The organism is Pseudomonas sp. 01L34 (assembly GCF_056400265.1).
Map to the genome: position 1 here is coordinate 25868 of NZ_JBFTSX010000014.1, position 19707 is coordinate 45574.

14 protein-coding genes and 1 rRNA gene are annotated in these 19707 nt (G+C 59.0%); 7 read left to right on the forward strand and 8 right to left on the reverse strand.

Annotated elements, in window-relative coordinates; genetic code table 11:
* The 4 genes from AC1DQM_RS29525 to AC1DQM_RS29540 all read right to left on the reverse strand — a co-directional run bounded on the left by AC1DQM_RS29525 (position 1) and on the right by AC1DQM_RS29540 (position 4170).
* Entirely contained in the window at positions 1-978 is a 978-nt protein-coding gene (locus AC1DQM_RS29525; protein WP_007940220.1) for an ABC transporter permease, read from the reverse strand.
* Positions 975-2528 carry a sugar ABC transporter ATP-binding protein gene (locus AC1DQM_RS29530; RefSeq protein WP_192351495.1) on the reverse strand — a complete coding sequence of 518 codons (1554 nt, stop codon included), beginning with the start codon at positions 2526-2528 and terminating at the stop codon, positions 975-977. The genes AC1DQM_RS29525 and AC1DQM_RS29530 overlap by 4 nt, the downstream gene beginning before the upstream one ends.
* A gap of 56 nt (positions 2529-2584) precedes the next feature.
* A complete protein-coding gene (locus AC1DQM_RS29535) occupies positions 2585-3541 on the reverse strand; it encodes a sugar ABC transporter substrate-binding protein (RefSeq protein ID WP_019582837.1) in 957 nt (318 codons plus the stop codon).
* Between the two features lie 176 nt (positions 3542-3717).
* Entirely contained in the window at positions 3718-4170 is a 453-nt protein-coding gene (locus tag AC1DQM_RS29540) for a hypothetical protein (RefSeq protein WP_064616811.1), read from the reverse strand.
* A 336-nt stretch (positions 4171-4506) separates the two neighbouring features.
* On the opposite strand from AC1DQM_RS29540, the gene AC1DQM_RS29545 reads away from it, so the two are divergent.
* From AC1DQM_RS29545 to AC1DQM_RS29555, 3 genes are all read left to right on the forward strand, one after another.
* Positions 4507-5595 carry an asparaginase gene (locus tag AC1DQM_RS29545; protein WP_018930289.1) on the forward strand — a complete coding sequence of 363 codons (1089 nt, stop codon included), beginning with the start codon at positions 4507-4509 and terminating at the stop codon, positions 5593-5595.
* 164 nt (positions 5596-5759) lie between these two features.
* Entirely contained in the window at positions 5760-6050 is a 291-nt protein-coding gene (locus AC1DQM_RS29550; RefSeq protein ID WP_064616810.1) for a DUF1654 domain-containing protein, read from the forward strand.
* A 4-nt stretch (positions 6051-6054) separates the two neighbouring features.
* Positions 6055-6744 (forward strand): endonuclease, encoded by a 690-nt coding sequence (locus AC1DQM_RS29555; protein WP_477744350.1) that lies wholly within the window; start codon positions 6055-6057, stop codon positions 6742-6744.
* 91 nt (positions 6745-6835) lie between these two features.
* Here AC1DQM_RS29555 and AC1DQM_RS29560 read toward each other — a convergent pair whose 3' ends face one another.
* Entirely contained in the window at positions 6836-8299 is a 1464-nt protein-coding gene (locus tag AC1DQM_RS29560) for a glyceraldehyde-3-phosphate dehydrogenase (RefSeq protein WP_026286742.1), read from the reverse strand.
* Positions 8300-8653: 354 nt separating this feature from the next.
* Here AC1DQM_RS29560 and mfd point away from each other — a divergent pair, with 354 nt between their 5' ends.
* From mfd to AC1DQM_RS29575, 3 genes are read left to right on the forward strand one after another with little or no spacing between them, the layout of a single operon-like run.
* Positions 8654-12103, forward strand: coding sequence for a transcription-repair coupling factor (gene mfd / locus AC1DQM_RS29565; protein WP_477747232.1), 3450 nt, complete (start codon positions 8654-8656; stop codon positions 12101-12103).
* A 10-nt stretch (positions 12104-12113) separates the two neighbouring features.
* Positions 12114-12692 (forward strand): CsiV family protein, encoded by a 579-nt coding sequence (locus AC1DQM_RS29570; protein ID WP_018930294.1) that lies wholly within the window; start codon positions 12114-12116, stop codon positions 12690-12692.
* An 11-nt stretch (positions 12693-12703) separates the two neighbouring features.
* Entirely contained in the window at positions 12704-15397 is a 2694-nt protein-coding gene (locus AC1DQM_RS29575) for an SNF2-related protein (protein ID WP_477747233.1), read from the forward strand.
* A gap of 228 nt (positions 15398-15625) precedes the next feature.
* On the opposite strand, the gene AC1DQM_RS29580 is transcribed toward AC1DQM_RS29575, so the two are convergent.
* On the reverse strand, positions 15626-16381 hold the full coding sequence (locus tag AC1DQM_RS29580) for a class II aldolase/adducin family protein (protein WP_477747234.1): 756 nt from the start codon (positions 16379-16381) through the stop codon (positions 15626-15628).
* Positions 16382-16502: 121 nt separating this feature from the next.
* Between AC1DQM_RS29580 and AC1DQM_RS29585 the strand changes: the two genes are divergently transcribed.
* The gene (locus tag AC1DQM_RS29585) at positions 16503-17462 is read left to right on the forward strand and encodes a LysR family transcriptional regulator (protein ID WP_477747235.1); all 960 of its coding nucleotides are present in this window, start codon (positions 16503-16505) and stop codon (positions 17460-17462) included.
* Between the two features lie 11 nt (positions 17463-17473).
* Here AC1DQM_RS29585 and mrdA read toward each other — a convergent pair whose 3' ends face one another.
* Together mrdA and rrf are read right to left on the reverse strand one after the other, a co-directional pair.
* Positions 17474-19366 carry a penicillin-binding protein 2 gene (gene mrdA / locus AC1DQM_RS29590; protein WP_477747236.1) on the reverse strand — a complete coding sequence of 631 codons (1893 nt, stop codon included), beginning with the start codon at positions 19364-19366 and terminating at the stop codon, positions 17474-17476.
* Between the two features lie 241 nt (positions 19367-19607).
* A 5S ribosomal RNA gene (rrf, locus tag AC1DQM_RS29595) occupies positions 19608-19707 on the reverse strand; the annotation flags it as partial.

Sequence of the window (19707 nt, forward strand, 5' to 3'; positions counted from 1 at the left end):
TCAGGTCCGCCGGCTTGCGCGCTGACTGCGATAGGTATCGAGCACCACCGCCACCACGATAACCGCACCGGTAATGATGCGTTTGGTTGGCTCGGTCGCACCAATCTGCGCCAGACCAGCCGCCAGTACCGAGATGATCAATACACCGAAGAAGGTGCTGATCACCGAACCGCGCCCGCCCATCAGGCTGGTGCCGCCGATCACCACCGCGGCGATCACTTGCAGTTCCAGACCGGAGCCGGCATTCGGGTCCGCCGCTTCCAGGCGAGAAATCTGAAACAGCGCAGCGATACCGGCCAGCAGCCCCATCAGGCTGAATACCAGGATCTTGTAGGGCTTCGGATTGATCCCCGCCAGACGTACCGCTTCTTCATTGGTGCCGATGCCGATCAGGTAACGACCGAACACCGTACGCGTCAGCACAGCCTGGGCGATGAAGATAATCAGCAAGGCAATGATGAACGACGGCGAGATGCCGAACGCGATCGGATTGGACAGCCAGGCGAAGGCATCACCGATATAAGCGGTGCGCGAACCGGTCATCTGGTATGCCAGGCCCCGCGCCATTTCCAGCACACCGAGGGACACGATGAACGACGGAATCCGCCAGGCCACGGTAATCGAACCGGTGATGGTGCCCGCCAGTGCCGCGGCACCCATTCCCAGCAACGCCGCCGGCAGCACGCTCCAGCCCCAGCCGAGAATCGCCACGCTGACTGTCGACGCCGCCAGCGCCAGCACCGAACCCACCGACAAATCGATTCCGCCGATAATCAATACGAAGGTCATGCCGACCGCCAGCACCATCAGATCGGGAATCTGGTTGGCCAGGGTGCTGAAGGTGTCGTAAGACAGGAAATGGCTGCTCAACACAGAGAACAGCGCGACCATCGCCAGCAAGGCACCGGCCAGGCCCAGGTAAGTGCCGAGGCCGTAAAAATTGCCACTACGTTTGCCGACCAGAGTTGCAGTATTCATGGAAGATCCCTAGGCGCTGCTTCGTTGAGCAACGCATCACGTTTTTGGTAGCCGGCGAACGCGGCGGCAAGCAAATCATCCTGGGTCCAGCTGTCACGCTCGAAGGTGTCGATCAGACGCCCTGCCGACAGCACGCCAATGCGGTCACAGATCAGCATCAGTTCGCGCAGGTCGCTGGACACCACCACCAGTGCTTTGCCCTGACGGGTCAACTCACCGAGCAATGTATAGATGTCGAACTTGGCGCCGACGTCGATGCCTCGGGTCGGCTCGTCGAACAGCATCACCGTGCAGTCGCGTTCGAGCCAACGGCCGATCACCACTTTCTGCTGATTGCCGCCGGACAATTCCGAGACCAATTGCGTCGGACTGGAACTGCGAATGCGCATGGCATCGATCTGACGCTGGGCCAGCGACATCTCGTCACCGTTGTTGACGAAGCCGCCGCTGGAAATCACCGGCATATTGCCCAGGGCAATATTGGCGCTGATCGATTGCGTCAGCAGCAGGCCCTCGCCCTTGCGATCTTCGGTGATCAGCGCGATGCCATGACCGACCGCGTCGGCTGGCGAACGAATATCCACCACCTGAGCCGGCGAACCCAGCGCGACGGTGCCGCTGTCGGCTGTATCGGCACCGAAGATCAGGCGCAGCAATTCGGTGCGCCCTGCCCCGATCAAACCGGAGATCCCGAAGATCTCGCCGGCGCGCACTTCGAAAGACACATCGCGAACCTTGTCGGAGCGAGTCAGCCCTTTGACCGTCAAGGCCGGAGCACCGATATTGCGCGGGCCCATGTCGATGTGCTCGCCCAGCTCACGTCCGACCATCAGGGTGACCAGTTGCTCGCTGTTGTAATTGGCCATCGGCTCGACGCACACCAGGTTGCCGTCGCGCAATACCGCGATGCGCTGGGCCACCCGTGCCAGTTCTTCGAGACGGTGGGAAATGTAGATGATCGACACGCCGCGCGCCTGCAGACGAGTGATCTGCTCGAACAGCATTTCGACTTCACGGGCCGTCAGCATCGCGGTCGGCTCGTCGAGGATCAGCACATGGCAATCGCCGATCAGGTTGCGGGCGATTTCCACCATTTGCTGGTGACCGATACCCAGCTCACCGACCAGGGTGTCCGGATCGATGGCATCGAGGCCGACCTGAGCCATGGCCTCGATCGCCGCCCTGCGCAGTTGCTTGCGACTGATCCAGCCACCGAGGCTGGGCAGGTTGTCGAGGAACAGGTTTTCCGCCACCGACAATGTCGGCAACAGATTGAGTTCTTGCATGACCATGCGTACGCCCAGCTTTTCGGCCTGGCTGCGGCTGCCGGGACAGTAATCCTGACCCTGGAATCGCATCTGGCCGGTGGTCGGAGTGACCAGCCCGCCAATGATTTTCGACAGCGTACTTTTGCCGGCACCATTCTCGCCGGTCAGCGCCAGCACTTCGCCGCGCATCAGCGTCAGGTCGATGCCGGTCAGGACAGGTTGAGCGTAGGTCTTACCGATACCGCTGACCGAGAGGACAGCGTTCGGGGCGGAAACTGACATAAAAACTCTCCATGCGCTCGCCCCTGGAGGCGAGCACCGTTGTGTCGCCAGAAAGACTACTTGGTAACCAGCTCTACCGGAGTTTCGATGACGCCGTTGGCGCCGCTATCGACTTTCTCGCCCTTGATGATTTTCAGCGCGGTCTCGATGCCGAACACTGCTTGCCGGGCAGCAAACTGGTCGGCGGTGGCCAGGACACGGCCATCCTTGAGCATTGGCTTGATCGCATTGATGTTGTCGTAACCGACCACTTGCACCTTGCCGGCCTTGCCGGCGGCACGTACGGCAGAGACCGCGCCGACCGCCATGCTGTCGTTGCCGGCAAGCAGGGCCTTGATGTTCGGGTATTCGCTGAGCATCGACGAGGCCACTTTGCCGCCCTTGTCGATTTCCCAATCGCCGGACTGCAGGGACACGACTTTGATCTGCGCCGCTTCCATCGCATCCTTGAAGCCGGCCGTGCGCTGCTGGGCGTTGGTGGTGGTGGAAACGCCTTCGATGATGCCGACTTCGTCACCGGCCTTCAGTTGCTTGGCCAGGTATTCACCCACCAGGCGCGCACCTTTGCGGTTGTCCGGGCCTACGAATGGAACGGTGATGTTTTTGCTTTTGACGACAGCCGGATCCAGCTGATTATCGATGTTGATCACGGTGATGCCGGCATCGACTGCTTTCTTGATGACCGGGACCATGGCCTTGGAGTCTGCCGGAGCGATAACCAGTGCGTTGACCTTGGACAGGATCATTTGCTCGACGATGCGCGTCTGGCCGGCCGTGTCCGTTTCGTCCTTGATGCCGTTGGAGATCAGCTCGAAGTCGCCGGAGTGGTCTTTCTGGTAGGCCTTGGCGCCGTCTTCCATGGTCAGGAAGAACTCGTTGGCCAGGGATTTCATGACCAGCGCGACTTTAGGTTTTTCAGGGGTTGCGGCGAATGCCGAAGAGACAGGCAACGCGGCGGATGCGGCAGCCAGCATAGCGACAGCGAGAAGACGTCCAGCGAATGGCAGCTTCATGGGTTCACTCCGATCTTATGATTATTCTTAGCAACGCTTGCGCTGGATCATCAATGGATCAACCCATCGACGGCGACCGCGCAAACGTTTGCGTAGACCGAACTATGCGAACCCTGCCGAGATTTGTCAACGCCCCGTTCCATGTCTCGGTTGGCAAAAGCCAACCCCGTTTTGCCTCACGCCGTGGTGTTGACCAGACCGCCGCCGCTGGAATCCTTGGCCAGCTCCTTGACCAGATTGCCGGTCACTTGCGCCAGCGCAGCGCTGGTACTGGCGATTTGCCCCTGGATTGTCATGACTGCGCTGGCCTTGGCTTCCGGGGTCGAATAATTCGCCGCCTGAGCGGCCGCCAGTTGCTGTTGCTGTTCGCGCAGTTGCTGCTGCAGTTCCTGCATGCGCTTGAGCAATACCTGCACCGCAATACTCTGACTGCTGGTTTTCTCGGATTTGCTTTCGCTCTGAGCCGCCGCGCCGCCAGCGGTTCTGACCTGCTTATCGTCGCCCTGCTCTTCGCCCAGCGCCTGGGCCGAGGCGTCGGATGCTGCTTCACTCAAGTCGTTGATGGTCGCCGGGGATTTACCCCCGATAGTGATTGCGCCTGCATTTGCAAAACCGACAGTAAACGACATGTGAACTCCTGAAAAAATAGATCCTTTAAAGGAGCATCGACCTGTGCGGGGTTTTCTTTAGCACCGATTTTCGATTTTGCAAGGCGACCTTCTCAATGAAGGTCGGTGAGCCGAACATAAAAGCTGAACATATTCGGAAACCCGGACAGCCAGGCGCGAAGTATCGCCAGCCACGGCAACAATATTGATAAAAATCATCAGGTTAAAAGATCACCTTCTCCAGCGTCCGACTGGTACAGATCCTGCTCTTCCTCTACACCCCCGGCGTTCAGATCTGCTTGGGGCGCTTCTAGATGAACTTGCATCTGCACCGCCTCACTACTAGAGAAAACAATAATGAAATCTGCCTTCAACACTTTTATTCCGGGCGCCTTGGCCCTGCTTATGCTTCTGCCTACAGCCCTTCAGGCAAAAGAAATCGAAACCCAACAGAAACTGGCGAACGTGGTGATCCTGGCCACCGGCGGCACCATTGCCGGCGCGGGCGCCAGCGCCGCCAACAGCGCCACCTACCAAGCGGCGAAAGTCGGCATCGAACAATTGATCGCAGGAGTTCCGGAACTGAGCCAATTGGCCAACGTTCGCGGCGAACAAGTCATGCAGATCGCATCCGAAAGCATCACCAACGACAACCTGCTGCAACTGGGACGTCGCGTGGCTGAACTGGCCGACAGCAAAGACGTCGATGGCATTGTCATCACCCACGGCACCGACACCCTGGAAGAAACTGCTTACTTCCTGAACCTGGTGGAGAAAACCGACAAGCCGATTATCGTCGTCGGCTCCATGCGCCCTGGCACCGCCATGTCGGCCGACGGCATGCTGAACCTGTACAACGCCGTCGCCGTGGCCAGCAGCAAAGACGCGCGCGGCAAAGGCGTGTTGGTGACCATGAACGATGAAATCCAGTCGGGTCGCGATGTCAGCAAAATGATCAACATCAAGACCGAGGCGTTCAAAAGTGCCTGGGGCCCGTTGGGCATGGTGGTCGAAGGCAAATCCTACTGGTTCCGCCTGCCGGCCAAGCGTCACACCATGGACTCGGAATTCGACATCAAAACCATCAAGAGTCTGCCTGACGTCGAAATTGCCTACTCCTATGGCAACGTCAGCGACACCGCCTACAAAGCCCTTGCGCAGTCGGGCGCCAAAGCCATCATCCACGCCGGCACCGGCAATGGCTCGGTATCGTCCCGCGTGGTTCCCGCCCTGCAGGCCTTGCGCAAAGACGGCGTACAAATCATTCGCTCTTCTCACGTCAATGCCGGCGGTTTCGTGCTGCGTAACGCTGAACAGCCTGACGACAAGTACGACTGGGTTGTTGCTCACGACCTGAACCCGCAAAAAGCCCGCATCCTGGCCATGGTCGCGCTGACCAAGACCAACGACAGCAAAGAGCTGCAACGGATGTTCTGGGAATACTGATTCACCCTCGCCCGACCCGTTCGCGGTCGGGCACCGCTGTCACCACTCGCCAGTCCTGGCGAGTGGTTCACGACCTCTTTCCGATAAAAAATCTCCCTTCGCCCTACACCAAACGGAAAAAACCACTGTCAGAGGATTTTCTTGAATTTTAAGCAGTTGCGAAAATGCCTACAGTTAAATACTGTATGCACGTACAGCTTAATAAGGATAACTCCGTGGCCACTACCTCCGCCTCTCCTGACGCTTACGAACGCCTGGGTATGCGCATTCAGAAAATCATCAATTCCCCCACCGCCCAGAAAGCCAAAGCTGCACTGATCTTCCGTCTTCCGGACGAACCCGTGGATGAGTGGGAGCGTTTGCTCGAAGAAATCGACGAGAACGACAACGTCACCCTCGCCCATCGCGACGATGGCGGCGTGCAGATTTTCTGGGTTGTGCCGAAGGAAGATTGAGTCAATGAGCGTCCGCTGGCTTGCTTTGCTGTTTCTGCTCATCACCCTTGGCGCCCAGGCTGGCGCCCCACGCACCTTCAACGAAGCCAAGAAAGTCGCCTGGAAGTTGTACGCTCCGCAATCCACCGAGTTCTATTGCGGCTGCAAATACACGGGCGACCGCGTGAACCTCGCCGCCTGTGGTTATGTGCCACGCAAAAACGCCAAGCGCGCCTCGCGCATCGAGTGGGAACACATTGTCCCGGCCTGGCAGATCGGCCATCAGCGTCAATGCTGGCAACAAGGAGGTCGCAAGAACTGCACGCGCTACGATCCGACCTATCAAAAAGCTGAGGCCGACCTGCACAATCTGGTACCCAGCATCGGCGAGGTAAATGGCGATCGGAGCAATTTCAGTTTCGGCTGGCTACCCGTGCAATCGGGTCAATATGGCTCGTGCCTGACTCAGATCGACTTCAAGGCGAAGAAGGTCATGCCCCGCCCTTCCATTCGCGGCATGATCGCCCGAACCTATTTCTACATGAGCAAGCAGTACGGCTTACGCCTGTCGAAACAGGATCGGCAATTGTACGAAGCCTGGAACAAGACCTACCCGGTTCAGGCATGGGAACGTCAGCGCAACCAGAGCGTGGCGTGCGTGATGGGCCGCGGCAACGAGTTTGTCGGCCCCGTAGACATGAAGGCTTGCGGCTAACCGGCTGCCAGCACTTTCTCCCGGCAGATTGCGCCCCGCACAAAAAAAACGCCCCGACCGAAGTCGGGGCGTTTTCATGTGCGGCTAAGGCTTAGCGCGGGAATGCTGGCGGGTTTACACCGGCCATGTCTTCCATCACGCGAACTACCTGGCAGCTGTAACCGAATTCGTTGTCGTACCAGACGTACAGAACAACGCGGTTGTCGTTGCAGATGGTCGCTTCAGCGTCCACTACGCCTGCGTGGCGCGAGCCCACGAAGTCGGTGGAAACCACTTCCTGCGAGTTGACGAAGTCGATTTGCTTATGCAGATCGGAGTGCAGCGCCATGTAGCGCAGGTACTCGTTCATCTCTTCACGGGTGGTGGCTTTCTCAAGGTTCAGGTTGAGAATGGCCATCGACACGTTTGGCGTCGGAACGCGAATCGCGTTACCGGTCAGCTTGCCGGCCAGTTCAGGCAGCGCCTTGGCGGCAGCAGTGGCAGCACCGGTCTCGGTGATCACCATGTTCAACGCGGCGCTACGGCCACGACGATTGCCTTTGTGGAAGTTGTCGATCAGGTTCTGGTCGTTGGTGTACGAGTGAACCGTTTCAACGTGACCGTTGACGATGCCGAACTTGTCGTTGACAGCTTTCAGCACCGGCACGATGGCGTTGGTGGTGCAGGAAGCGGCAGAAACGATCTTGTCGTCAGCGGTGATTTCACCGTGGTTGATACCGTGAACGATGTTCTTCAGCTTGCCTTTGCCAGGCGCGGTCAGAACAACGCGGTCGATACCCGGGCAGGCCAGGTGCTGGCCCAGGCCGTCGGCGTCACGCCATACACCGGTGTTGTCCACCAGCAGCGCGTTTTTGATGCCGTACTGGGTGTAGTCCACTTCAGTCGGGTTCTTCGCGTAGATAACCTGGATCAGGTTGCCGTTGGCGGTGATGGTGTTGTTGGCCTCATCAATGGTGATGGTGCCGTTGAACGAGCCGTGCACCGAGTCGCGACGCAGCAGGCTGGCACGCTTGACCAGATCGTTCTCGGCGCCCTTGCGGACAACGATGGCGCGCAGACGCAGGCCGTCGCCACCACCGGTTTTCTCGATCAGGATGCGCGCCAGCAGACGACCGATACGACCGAAGCCGTACAGGACAACGTCGGTTCCGGTACGGCCGGAACCATTCTGCTTGCCGACCACATCAGCCAGTTCGTCACGGACGAACGCTTCGGCGGTACGGCCATTGCCTTCGGCCTTGAACTTGACGGCCAACTTGCCCAGATCTACCGAAGCAGCGCCGAGCTTGAGCTCGCTCATTGCCTTGAGCAGCGGGAATGTTTCGTGGACGGACAATTCGCTGTCATCGGACTGGCGATGGCGAGCAAAGCGGTGAGCTTTGAGAATCGCGATGACAGACTGGTTGATCAGACTGCGGCCATAGATCGAGCTCACCACGTTGTTATTGCGGTAGAGCTGACCGATAAGCGGAATCATCGCTTCTGCGAGTGCTTCACGGTCGATCCATTCACCAAGACACTGGTCGGGCTTCTGAGTCACGGGAACCTTCCACATGTAGGGGCAGAAAAAAGGGGCTACATTATGCCGCCGAGTGCCTCCCGTAGCAATGCGCGCCTGTCGCACGAGCGGTAACAAAATTCCGTTCAAAAAAATCACGCCCCGCGCCAGCCCAGTAAATACGGGGCTTTCAGCAGAGTCAATTTTTCGACGATAACGCCACAGTGTCCGTAACCATCCGTAACACCGAGCGGTTTTAGCACTACATTTCCAGTATTAAATCGCCAGTTTTTGTCATTACCACTACATTTTGCTCACCCTGTGTATATAGACACAGTCTGCAACTGACAGCCGGCACCCGAGACCGTTACAATTACCGACTTTGTCGCAACGCTTGGAGCTCAACCTTCCGTGCCCGTTCTGCGTCTACCGCTTCTCCCTGCCGCGGCAGGTAAACAGCACTGGGGCAACCTGCCCGGTGCCGCCCTGAGCCTGGCCATCGCCGAGGCCGCCAGCGCTGCCAAGCGCTTTACCTTGCTACTGACCGCCGACAGCCAGAGTGCCGAACGGCTGGAACAGGAGCTGAGTTTCTTCGCCCCGGATTTGCCTGTTCTGCACTTCCCCGACTGGGAAACCCTGCCCTACGACCTGTTCTCGCCACACCAGGACATCATCTCGCAGCGTATCGCCAGCCTGTATCGGTTGCCGGAGCTGGCGCATGGCGTTCTGGTGGTGCCGATCACCACTGCCCTGCACCGTCTGGCGCCGACCAAATTCCTGCTCGGCAGCAGCCTGGTGCTGGATGTCGGCCAGAAACTCGATGTCGAGCAGATGCGCACCCGGCTTGAAGCCACCGGATATCGATACGTCGATACCGTGTACGAGCATGGCGAATTTACTGTGCGTGGCTCGCTGATCGACCTGTTCCCGATGGGCAGCAAGTTGCCTTATCGCATCGACCTGTTCGACGACGAAATCGAAACCCTGCGCACTTTCGACCCGGAAAACCAGCGTTCCATCGACAAGGTCGACTCGGTCAAACTGTTACCGGCCAAGGAATTCCCGCTGCAGAAAGAAGCCGTGACCCGCTTCAAGGCGCGGTTTCGCGAGCGCTTCGATGTCGACTTCCGTCGCTGCCCGATTTTCCAGGATTTGAGCAGCGGGATTACGCCGGCGGGCATCGAGTACTACCTGCCACTGTTCTTCGAGGAAACCTCCACTCTGTTCGATTACCTGCCCCAGGACACGCAAGTGTTTTCCCTGCCGGGCATCGAACAGGCTGCGGAAAATTTCTGGAACGATGTGCGCAACCGCTATGAAGAGCGCCGCGTCGATCCGTCCCGTCCTTTACTGCCACCGGCCGAGTTGTTCCTGCCGGTGGAAGACTGCTTTGCGCGCCTGAAGAGCTGGCCCCGTGTGGTGGCCAGTCAACAAGACGTCGAAAACGGTGTCGGCCGCGAGCGCTTCCCGGCTCAGGCGCTGCCGAACCTGGCCATCGAAGCCAAGGCCACTCAGCCGTTGGCGGCGCTGGCCAGTTTCCTCGACGAATTCCCCGGCCGCGTGCTGTTTACCGCCGAGTCCGCGGGCCGTCGCGAAGTGCTGCTGGAATTGCTCGAACGCTTGAAGCTGCGACCGAAAACCGTCGACAGCTGGCCAGACTTTGTCGCCAGCAAAGAGCGCCTGGCGATCACCATTGCACCGCTCGACGAAGGCCTGTTGCTGGACGACCCAGCGCTGGCACTGGTTGCCGAAAGCCCATTGTTCGGTCAGCGCGTAATGCAGCGCCGTCGCCGCGAAAAACGCGCCGACGCGAACAACGATGCGGTGATCAAAAACCTCACCGAGCTGCGCGAAGGTGCGCCGGTGGTGCACATCGATCATGGTGTCGGCCGCTATCTGGGGCTGACGATCCTGGAAATCGACAACCAGGCCGCCGAGTTCCTGACCCTCGAGTACGCCGAAGGCGCCAAGCTGTACGTGCCGGTGGCCAACCTGCACCTGATCGCCCGCTACACCGGCAGTGACGATGCCTTGGCCCCGCTGCACCGCCTTGGCTCCGAGACCTGGCAGAAAGCCAAGCGCAAGGCCGCCGAACAGGTGCGCGACGTGGCCGCCGAGTTGCTCGACATCTATGCCCGCCGCGCCGCTCGCGAGGGTTATGCCTTCGCCGACCCGAAAGCCGATTACGCGACCTTCAGCGCCGGTTTCCCGTTCGAAGAAACCCCGGACCAGCAAACCACCATCGAAGCTGTGCGCGAAGACATGCTCGCGCCCAAACCGATGGATCGGCTGGTCTGCGGCGACGTCGGTTTCGGCAAGACCGAAGTGGCCATGCGCGCGGCGTTCATCGCGGTGCACGGCGGTCGTCAGGTGGCGATTCTGGTGCCGACCACCCTGCTCGCCCAGCAACACTACAACAGCTTCCGCGACCGCTTTGCCGACTGGCCGGTGACGGTGGAAGTGATGAGCCGTTTCAAATCGGCCAAGGAAGTGAACGCCGCGGTTGCGGATCTGGCCGAAGGCAAGATCGACATCGTTATCGGCACACACAAGCTGCTGCAAGATGACGTAAAAATCAAAAACCTGGGGCTGGTGATCATCGACGAAGAGCACCGTTTCGGTGTCCGTCAGAAAGAACAGCTCAAGGCACTGCGCAGTGAAGTCGACATCCTGACACTGACCGCAACGCCGATTCCGCGGACGCTGAACATGGCGGTGTCGGGCATGCGCGACCTGTCGATCATCGCCACACCGCCGGCCCGTCGCTTGTCGGTGCGTACCTTCGTCATGGAGCAGAACAAGAGCACGGTCAAAGAGGCCCTGCTGCGTGAGTTGCTACGTGGCGGCCAGGTCTACTACCTGCATAACGATGTGAAGACCATCGAGAAATGCGCCGCCGACCTCGCCGAACTGGTGCCGGAAGCGCGGATCGGCATCGGCCACGGGCAGATGCGCGAACGTGAACTCGAACAGGTGATGAGCGACTTCTATCACAAGCGCTTCAATGTGCTGATCGCCTCGACCATCATCGAGACCGGCATCGACGTGCCGAGCGCCAACACCATCATCATCGAACGCGCCGACAAGTTCGGCCTGGCCCAGTTGCACCAGTTGCGTGGCCGGGTAGGTCGCAGTCACCACCAGGCGTATGCTTACCTGCTGACACCGCCACGCCAGCAAATCACTCCCGACGCGGAAAAGCGTCTGGAAGCGATCGCCAACACCCAGGACCTCGGCGCGGGCTTCGTGCTCGCCACCAACGACCTGGAAATCCGTGGCGCCGGCGAACTGCTGGGCGACGGCCAGAGCGGGCAGATCCAGGCCGTGGGTTTCACGCTGTACATGGAAATGCTCGAGCGTGCGGTGAAGTCGATCCGCAAGGGCGAACAGCCGAACCTCGATCAACCGCTGGGCGGCGGTCCGGAAGTCAATCTGCGTGTACCGGCGTTGATTCCTGAAGACTACCTGCCGGACGTTCATGCTCGACTGATTCTCTACAAACGCATTGCCTCGGCCACCGATGAGGAAGGCCTCAAGGACCTGCAAGTGGAGATGATCGACCGCTTCGGCCTGTTGCCGGAACCGACCAAGAACCTGGTGCGGATCACGGCGCTGAAATTGCAAGCCGAACAGCTGGGCATCAAGAAAGTCGACGGCGGCCCGCAAGGCGGTCGGATCGAATTCGCGGCACAGACCCCGGTCGACCCGCTGACACTGATCAAACTGATCCAGAGCCAGCCCAAACGCTACAAATTCGAAGGCGCCACGATGTTCAAGTTCCTCGTGCCGATGGAGCGCCCCGAAGAACGCTTTAATACTGTAGAGGCGCTATTCGAGCGCCTCATTCCGACCACTGCTTGAAGGACGCCGCATGCGCCTGTTTCGCTCACTGACCTTGCTGATGACGTTGTTGATGTCGCTGCTCGCCTCGACCGCGTTTGCCGCTGATCTGTATCAGGTTGAAATGATTCTGGTACGGCAAAACGCCGTGCCTGCCATCGTCAGCCGAGCCGCGCCAGAAGACTGGGCTGCCGGTGCCCAACGCATCAGCCCCGACAGCTTTCGCACGCCAAGCCTGAATGCCGAAGTGGAAAAACTCACTGCCAGCAACGAGTACACGGTGTTGCTGCACAAGGCCTGGCAACAGAACCTGGGTGAAGAAGCCAGCAAAATCGCGATCAGCGAAGGCAAGGAACAGTTCGGCCAATTCCCGATCGAGGGCACGTTGAACCTGAAACTGGGGCGTTTCACTGACGTCGACGCCGACTTCTGGGTCAATCAGATTGACGCCAACGGCATGGTCACCGCCAGCGAACGCCTGAAGCAGGAAAGCCACACCAAGAACGGCCTGCTGAACTTCCTCGACAATGGTCACCTGGGCCTGTTGATCAAAATCACCTCGCTGACCGCCCCTGCACCTCGGCCAGTCCCTGATGAAATTCCGGACTGATTGAAGCCCTTATGTCCTCCGCGACCCTGAGCAAACCCCTGGCAACATCCTGGGTCAGCCGATTCAAGGAACAGAGCCTGGAACGTGGCCGCCGCTACGCACTGGAGAACCGCGTCAGGATCGTCGAAGTCGGCGACGCCACCATCACCGCCAGTTGCGAAGGCTCTGGCGGTAACGTTTACCGTCAGACCATTCGCCTGCGCGAGTCGGCCAAAGGCACCTTGCTGATGATCGACGCCACGTGCACCTGCCCGGTTCACAGCAACTGCAAACATTGCGCAGCGGTGTTGCTGCAAGTGCAGGAAACCCTCGCGTATCCGGCAGCCGCGAAAGACGCCGAACTGCTGGAAAAACTTCAGGCCGTATTGGAAAACCGTAGCCCGAAAGCGCCGCCGCAAGTGCTGGTGGACAACGTGCAACCGGTGCCGCGCCTGTGGCTGGCGAGCATCGAGTTCAGCGCCTTCGAACCGCGCAACGGAAAAATGCAGCGTTACATTCAGCATCGCGCGGCGCTGTCCTTCAGCTATCTGGACGAATACGTCAGCGGACAGAAAAACGCTGACATCCTGATTCGTCAGGAGACACAGACGCTGCGGATAAAACGTCACCCGGAAGTCGAACAGACCTACAGGGAGCAGCTGCGGATCCTCGGTTTCAAAGTCGCCACCCGACAAAGTAAGGCCTTGCCAGAAAGTGCCGGCGAACTCTACGAGATGGTCAACGACAGCGCCTGGCTGACCTTCACCCTCAATGAGCTGCCGAAGTTGCGCCCCCAAGGCTGGGAATTGCAGATCGACGAGGATTTCGGCTTCGACCTGACCGCCGTGGACGACTGGTACGCCACCGTCGAGCAGGCACCTGAGCGCGACTGGTTCGACCTGGAACTGGGGATCATCGTCAACGGCGAACGCCTGAGCCTGCTGCCGATCCTGTTGAACCTGATGCGCTCCCACACCGAAATCCTCAATCCGGAACGGCTCGCCCGACGTCGCGACGACGAACTGATCCTGGTGAACATTCCACAACGTCGCAGCACCGACCAGGGCCCGTTGCAGGTCGCCCTGCCCTTCGGCCGCCTGAAACCAGTGCTGGCCACCCTTGGCGAGTTTTACCTGCAAGAGCCCGGCGAAACCACGCTGCGCCTGAGCAAGGCCGACGCCACGCGACTGAACCCGCTGGAAGGCCTGCCGCTGCTCTGGGAAGGTGGCGAGCAGATCCGCACCTTTGCCCAGCGCCTGCGCGACATCAAGGACCACACCGCCGCAGCGCCCGAAGGCTTGAATGCCACCTTGCGCCCGTATCAGCTGGAAGGCCTGAGCTGGATGCAGTCGTTGCGACAACTGGAAGTCGGCGGGATTCTCGCGGACGACATGGGCCTGGGCAAAACCCTACAGACCCTGGCACACATTCTCAGCGAGAAGAATGCCGGGCGCCTCGATCGGCCGTGCATGGTGGTCATGCCCACCAGCCTGATTCCGAACTGGCTCGACGAAGCGGCGCATTTCACGCCGCAACTCAAAGTGCTGGCGCTGTACGGCGTCAGTCGCAAAAAGCATTTCGATAACCTGGCCGATTACGACCTGATCCTGACCACCTATGCACTGCTGCCCAAGGACGTCGAACGTCTGGCCGCGCAGCCGTTGCACGTACTGGTGCTGGATGAAGCGCAGTACATCAAGAACCCCAACAGCAAGGCCGCCCATGCGGCCCGTGAACTGAATGCTCGCCAACGCCTGTGCCTGAGTGGCACGCCGCTGGAAAACCACTTGGGCGAGCTGTGGTCGCTGTTCCACTTCCTGCTGCCGGGTTGGCTCGGTGACGTGAAAAACTTCAACCGTGATTACCGCGTGCCGATAGAAAAACGTGCCAGTGAAGTACGACTTCAACACCTGAACGGTCGGATCAAACCGTTCCTGCTGCGCCGGACCAAGGAACAAGTGGCCACCGAACTGCCGCCGAAAACCGAAATCGTCCATTGGGTCGAGCTCAATGAAGCCCAGCGCGATGTTTACGAAACCATGCGCCTGGCCATGGACAAAAAAGTCCGCGACGAGATCACCCGCAAAGGCGTGGCACGCAGCCAGATCATCATTCTTGAGGCACTGCTGAAGCTGCGTCAGGTGTGCTGTGATTTGCGCCTGGTCAACGATGCTGCCCTGCCCGCTCGCGGCAGTACCTCCGGCAAACTCGATAGCCTGATGGAAATGCTTGAAGAGCTGTTCGAGGAAGGTCGGCGGATTTTGCTGTTCTCGCAGTTCACTTCAATGCTGTCGCTGATCGAGGACGAGCTGAACAAACGTGGCGTGGCGTATGCAATCCTGACCGGCCAGACCCGTGACCGACGCACGCCAGTCAAGGAATTCCAGAGCGGCAAGCGTCAGATCTTTCTGATCAGCTTGAAGGCTGGCGGTGTAGGCCTGAACCTGACCGAAGCCGATACGGTGATTCACTACGACCCTTGGTGGAACCCGGCGACGGAAAATCAGGCGACGGATCGTGCGTATCGCATTGGTCAGGAGAAGCCGGTGTTCGTCTACAAGATGATTGCCAGGGGCACGGTGGAAGAGAAGATTCAGCATCTGCAGAAGGAAAAATCCGATCTGGCCGCAGGCGTGCTGGATGGACGCAAGACCGGGGACTGGAAGTTGCAGAGCGATGATATCGAGGCGTTGTTTGCGCCGTTGCCGGAAAAAATCGATAAGTAACAGGGATAGTCAGATCGCGATTGCGAGCAGACTTGCCCCCACGGGGTGAGCATCAATCCTGCGGGAACTTGCTCGCGAAAGGGCTCTTCTGAAATCGGACATGTCCTCCTGTAGGAGCGAGCGATGCGGCGACCCGACTTGCCCGCGAAGGCGGTGTGTCAGTCAACGTCGATGTTGAATGTGCTGACGCCTTGCGGGACAGCAAAACCATCGTGTCGCTGACAGAGTTTACGATATGTAGGACTCGCGCTGGGATTCGATCAGGGTCAGAGCAGCCTCCCAGGCCAGGTCGATGATGTTGTCCTGTTCATCGCGGTCAAACTGTTCGGCGGTGTGCGCACAGACTTCCGGAGACGGGTAATGCAGCGCCGAACCACCGGCCAGCGCTTGAACCTGTGCCTGACAGGCACGCTCCAGGAAGTGAATTTCCTGAAATGCCTGGGCCACGCCGGAGCCACCGACCAGCAGTCCGTGATTACGCAGGATCATCGCCCGATGCGGCCCCAGATCGGCAATCAGACGCTCTCGCTCATCCAGCGAAAGGGCAATGCCTTCATAGGTGTGATACGCCAACTTGCCGTAAAACTTCAACGCATGCTGACTGATCGGCAACAAGCCGTGCTTCTGCGCGGCGACGGCCATGCCGGCGGCGGTGTGAGTGTGAATCACACAGTTTAGATCCGGGCGAGCCATGTGGATTGCCGAGTGGATCACAAAGCCTGCGGCATTGACCCGATGACCTTTGTAGGCCGGATCGACCACTCGCCCTTCCTGATCGATGCGCACCAGATCCGAGGCGCGCATGCGGTCGAAAATAACCCCGTAGCGGTTGATCAGAAAGTGATGCTCAGGCCCTGGAATCCGCAGGGTAATGTGGGTGTCGATCAGGTCGGTCATGCGAAAGTGCGCGACCAGGCGATACAGCGCGGCCAGTTCGCAACGGGCTTGCCATTCAACCGTGCCGATGTGTTCAGGTTTACTCACGAATACACCTCTTTAGCAGCGCACTCTGTGGCGCTTGTGGGCTTTATCGCTGCCATGACAGGATTAGTCAATTTTCATAATCTTATATTTACTATTAGTACTGCTACTACATGGAATCCTTATGCCCTCCACTTCGAACCCGTGGGTTGGTCGCCGCTTTCTGAATGACCGTCTCGACTGGAACCTGCTGCGCACTTATCTGGTGATCGGTCAGGAAGGCAGCATGAGTCGGGCCGCCGCGCGGCTGCACATCACCCAGTCGGCGGTCAGCCAGGCTTTGAAGCGTCTGGAAGAACAACTGGAATGTGTGTTGATCGCCCGCAGTGGAAGGCGGTTCGATCTGACGGAAACCGGGGAAGAAGTCCTGCGCATTGCAACGGACATTTACGGCGATATTTCGCGCCTGGGAACGGTGCTAGAGAGTCGGCACGAGGACGTGGTCGGCAAGATTCGCATCCTCACCGTCAGCGGCGTGCAAGCACGGCACTATGATGAGTTCCTCGCCGATTTCCACGAAACCCACCCGAAAATCGAGCTGGAAGTCGAGGTGATGGGCAGCTCGAACATCATCAGTTCTCTGCTGCAAAAAACCGCGACCATCGGCGTCGGATTGTGTCGTTTACCACAGCCGCGGCTAGAACAGCGAGTGCTGCTTCGCGAGCGCTATGCGTACTTTTGCGGACAGCGTCATCGACTTTTCGGACAAAGGAATCTGACCCTGGATCAACTTGCTACGGAGAACTTCGTCAGCTTCACCAGCGATCAGCTCGGCGGCAACCTTTCACCCCTGACACTGTTTCGCGACCAACAAGGCTTTACCGGCAAGATCGTTGCCTCATCCACCAGTTTCGAAGAGATTTACCGCTTGACTTGCGCAGGGTTTGGTATCGGGTGTCTACCGACTCATCTGGTGCGCGGGGATGTCGAGCAAGGTTTGCTGTGGCGTTTGCCGCCGGAAGATGGCGTGGTGGATTTCGATATCCAGCTGTTGTGGAATCGCGAGCAGAAGATGAGTCAGGCCGAAACCGTGTTCCTGGAAAGCTTCCAGCACATGCTCAGTATTCGTGAGCCTGTGCTGTGAAGCCTTGATCCTTAAACGTGAGGGTCGCCCGGGGCTTTGCTCGGCGCGGCGTATTGCGGCTTCAGGTGGCCGTCCTGATCAAGTAGCCAGGCATCCATGATCTGCCGCACCACAGGGCCGGCGACGCGACCACCGGCCTCGCCGTTTTCGATCATCACCGAGATGACAATCTGCGGATGTTCGGCCGGAGCAAATCCGACGAACAAGGCGTTGTCGCGGTTGCGCTCCAGGGTTTTCGCCCGGTTGTAGCGTTCACCCTGCTTGATCGCCACCACTTGCGCGGTGCCACTTTTGCCGGCGATGCGGTACTGCGCGCCCTGCGCCGCCGCTCGGGCAATCCCGCGGGCGTCGTGCATTACCATCTGCATGCCGTGATTGACCTGCTCCCAGTCACGCGGATCCTTGAGCAGGATGTTCGGCATCGGATGCTCGTCCACCGGCGCGACGCCATCCACGGTCTTGGCCAGGTGCGGCCGGTTCCATACACCTTTGTTGGCGATCAGCGCGGTGGCCTGGGCCAATTGCAGAGGGGTGACCTGCATGTAGCCCTGGCCAATGCCAAGGATCACTGTCTCGCCGGGGAACCACGCCTGTCGCCGCGTGGCTCGCTTCCAGGCCTGAGACGGCATCAACCCGGGAGACTCTTCGAACATGTCCAGCGAGACCTTCTCGCCCAGGCCGAACATCGCCATGTAGTCGTGCAGACGATCAATGCCCAGCTTGTGGGCCAAATCGTAGAAGTAGGTGTCGTTGGAGCGCATGATCGCCGTGTCCATGTTCACCCAGCCATCACCGCTGTGATTCCAGTTACGGTACTTATGATCGAAATCCGGTAACTGGTAATAGCCCGGATCGAAGACGCGGGTCTGCGGGGTTACGACTCCGGCGTCAAGGCCGGCGATCGCCACTTCCGGCTTGATGGTCGAACCTGGTGCGTAGAGCCCGCGCAGCACGCGGTTGAACAGCGGCCGGTCGATGGAGTCGTGCAGTGCCGCGTATTCCTTGAAGCTGATGCCCGTCACAAACAGGTTCGGGTCGAAGCTTGGCTTGCTGACCATGGCCAATACTTCGCCGGTCGACGGATCGAGAGCGACCACCGAGCCACGCCGATCGCCCAATGCCTCCTCGGCGGCTTCCTGAAGCTTGACGTCGAGGCTCAGGACGATGTTTTTGCCGGGGATCGGGTCGGTGTGCTTGAGCACTCGCAGCACGCGGCCCTGGGCATTGGTTTCGACTTCTTCGTACCCCACATGGCCGTGCAATTCTGATTCGTAGAATTTCTCGATACCGGTTTTGCCAATGGATTGGGTGCCACGGTATTCCACCGTGTCCAGGGCTTTGGATTCTTTTTCGTTAATGCGATCGACGTAGCCGATCGAATGCGCAAAGTGCGCGCCCATGGGGTAGTGGCGAACGAACTGCGGCTCTACATCGATTCCGGGCAGACGGAACTCGTTGACCGCGAGTACGGCGATCTGTTCTTCGCTGAGCTCATAGAACAGCGTGACCGGGACGAAGGGGTGCCTGGCCTGCTTCATCGCCTTGTCGAACAGTGTACGGTCCTCGGCCGGCAGGTGCAGGAGGTTGACCACTTCATCCAGCTCGCGTTTGACATCGGAAGCGCGTTCGCGGGTGATGGTCAGGTTGAAGCTGGGCCGGTTGTCTGCCAGGACCACACCATTGCGGTCGTAGATCAGCCCACGAGTTGGAGTGATCGGCAGGACATGGACGCGGTTGTTTTCGGAGATTGTCGAGTGATAGTCGAACTCGACAACCTGCAGGACGTACATGCGCACCACCAGCGCGCAAGTAATGGCGGCGACGAACAAGGCGCAGGCCATTAGTCTTTTGTTGACCAGGAGCGTCTCTTTCTCGTGGTCCTTGATTGGTATCGGTCCGGGCATTTCTGCAGCAACTCTTTGACTATAAACGGGAGTACCGATCCGTAGGCTTGCAGTCAGTCCGTTGAAACGAGCTGCACCATACCAAAAACGGCGTGGTTTTTAGCGCGCTCTGCCGAAGTTTCACGAACGATGCGACCGTTGTCAGGGATGGCCATCCGCTAGCCCTTTGCTGCCAAAGCACTTTCCTGCGGACAAAACAAAACCCCTACCTGCATACGCAGATAGGGGTTTCGGAATTTAATCTTGACGATGACCTACTCTCACATGGGGAAACCCCACACTACCATCGGCGATGCATCGTTTCACTTCTGAGTTCGGGATGGGATCAGGTGGTTCCAATG

What these genes read in the sequence shown, in the direction of transcription:
- AC1DQM_RS29585 (WP_477747235.1), top strand. Translation starts at nt 16,503, where the DNA reads ATGCCCTCCACTTCGAACCCGTGGGTTGGTCGCCGCTTTCTGAATGAC.
- AC1DQM_RS29530 (WP_192351495.1), bottom strand. Translation starts at nt 2,528, where the DNA reads ATGTCAGTTTCCGCCCCGAACGCTGTCCTCTCGGTCAGCGGTATCGGT.
- AC1DQM_RS29560 (WP_026286742.1), bottom strand. Translation starts at nt 8,299, where the DNA reads ATGTGGAAGGTTCCCGTGACTCAGAAGCCCGACCAGTGTCTTGGTGAA.
- AC1DQM_RS29550 (WP_064616810.1), top strand. Translation starts at nt 5,760, where the DNA reads ATGCCTACAGTTAAATACTGTATGCACGTACAGCTTAATAAGGATAAC.
- AC1DQM_RS29575 (WP_477747233.1), top strand. Translation starts at nt 12,704, where the DNA reads ATGTCCTCCGCGACCCTGAGCAAACCCCTGGCAACATCCTGGGTCAGC.
- AC1DQM_RS29545 (WP_018930289.1), top strand. Translation starts at nt 4,507, where the DNA reads ATGAAATCTGCCTTCAACACTTTTATTCCGGGCGCCTTGGCCCTGCTT.
- AC1DQM_RS29525 (WP_007940220.1), bottom strand. Translation starts at nt 978, where the DNA reads ATGAATACTGCAACTCTGGTCGGCAAACGTAGTGGCAATTTTTACGGC.
- AC1DQM_RS29570 (WP_018930294.1), top strand. Translation starts at nt 12,114, where the DNA reads ATGCGCCTGTTTCGCTCACTGACCTTGCTGATGACGTTGTTGATGTCG.
- AC1DQM_RS29535 (WP_019582837.1), bottom strand. Translation starts at nt 3,541, where the DNA reads ATGAAGCTGCCATTCGCTGGACGTCTTCTCGCTGTCGCTATGCTGGCT.
- mrdA (WP_477747236.1), bottom strand. Translation starts at nt 19,366, where the DNA reads ATGCCCGGACCGATACCAATCAAGGACCACGAGAAAGAGACGCTCCTG.
- AC1DQM_RS29555 (WP_477744350.1), top strand. Translation starts at nt 6,055, where the DNA reads ATGAGCGTCCGCTGGCTTGCTTTGCTGTTTCTGCTCATCACCCTTGGC.
- AC1DQM_RS29540 (WP_064616811.1), bottom strand. Translation starts at nt 4,170, where the DNA reads ATGTCGTTTACTGTCGGTTTTGCAAATGCAGGCGCAATCACTATCGGG.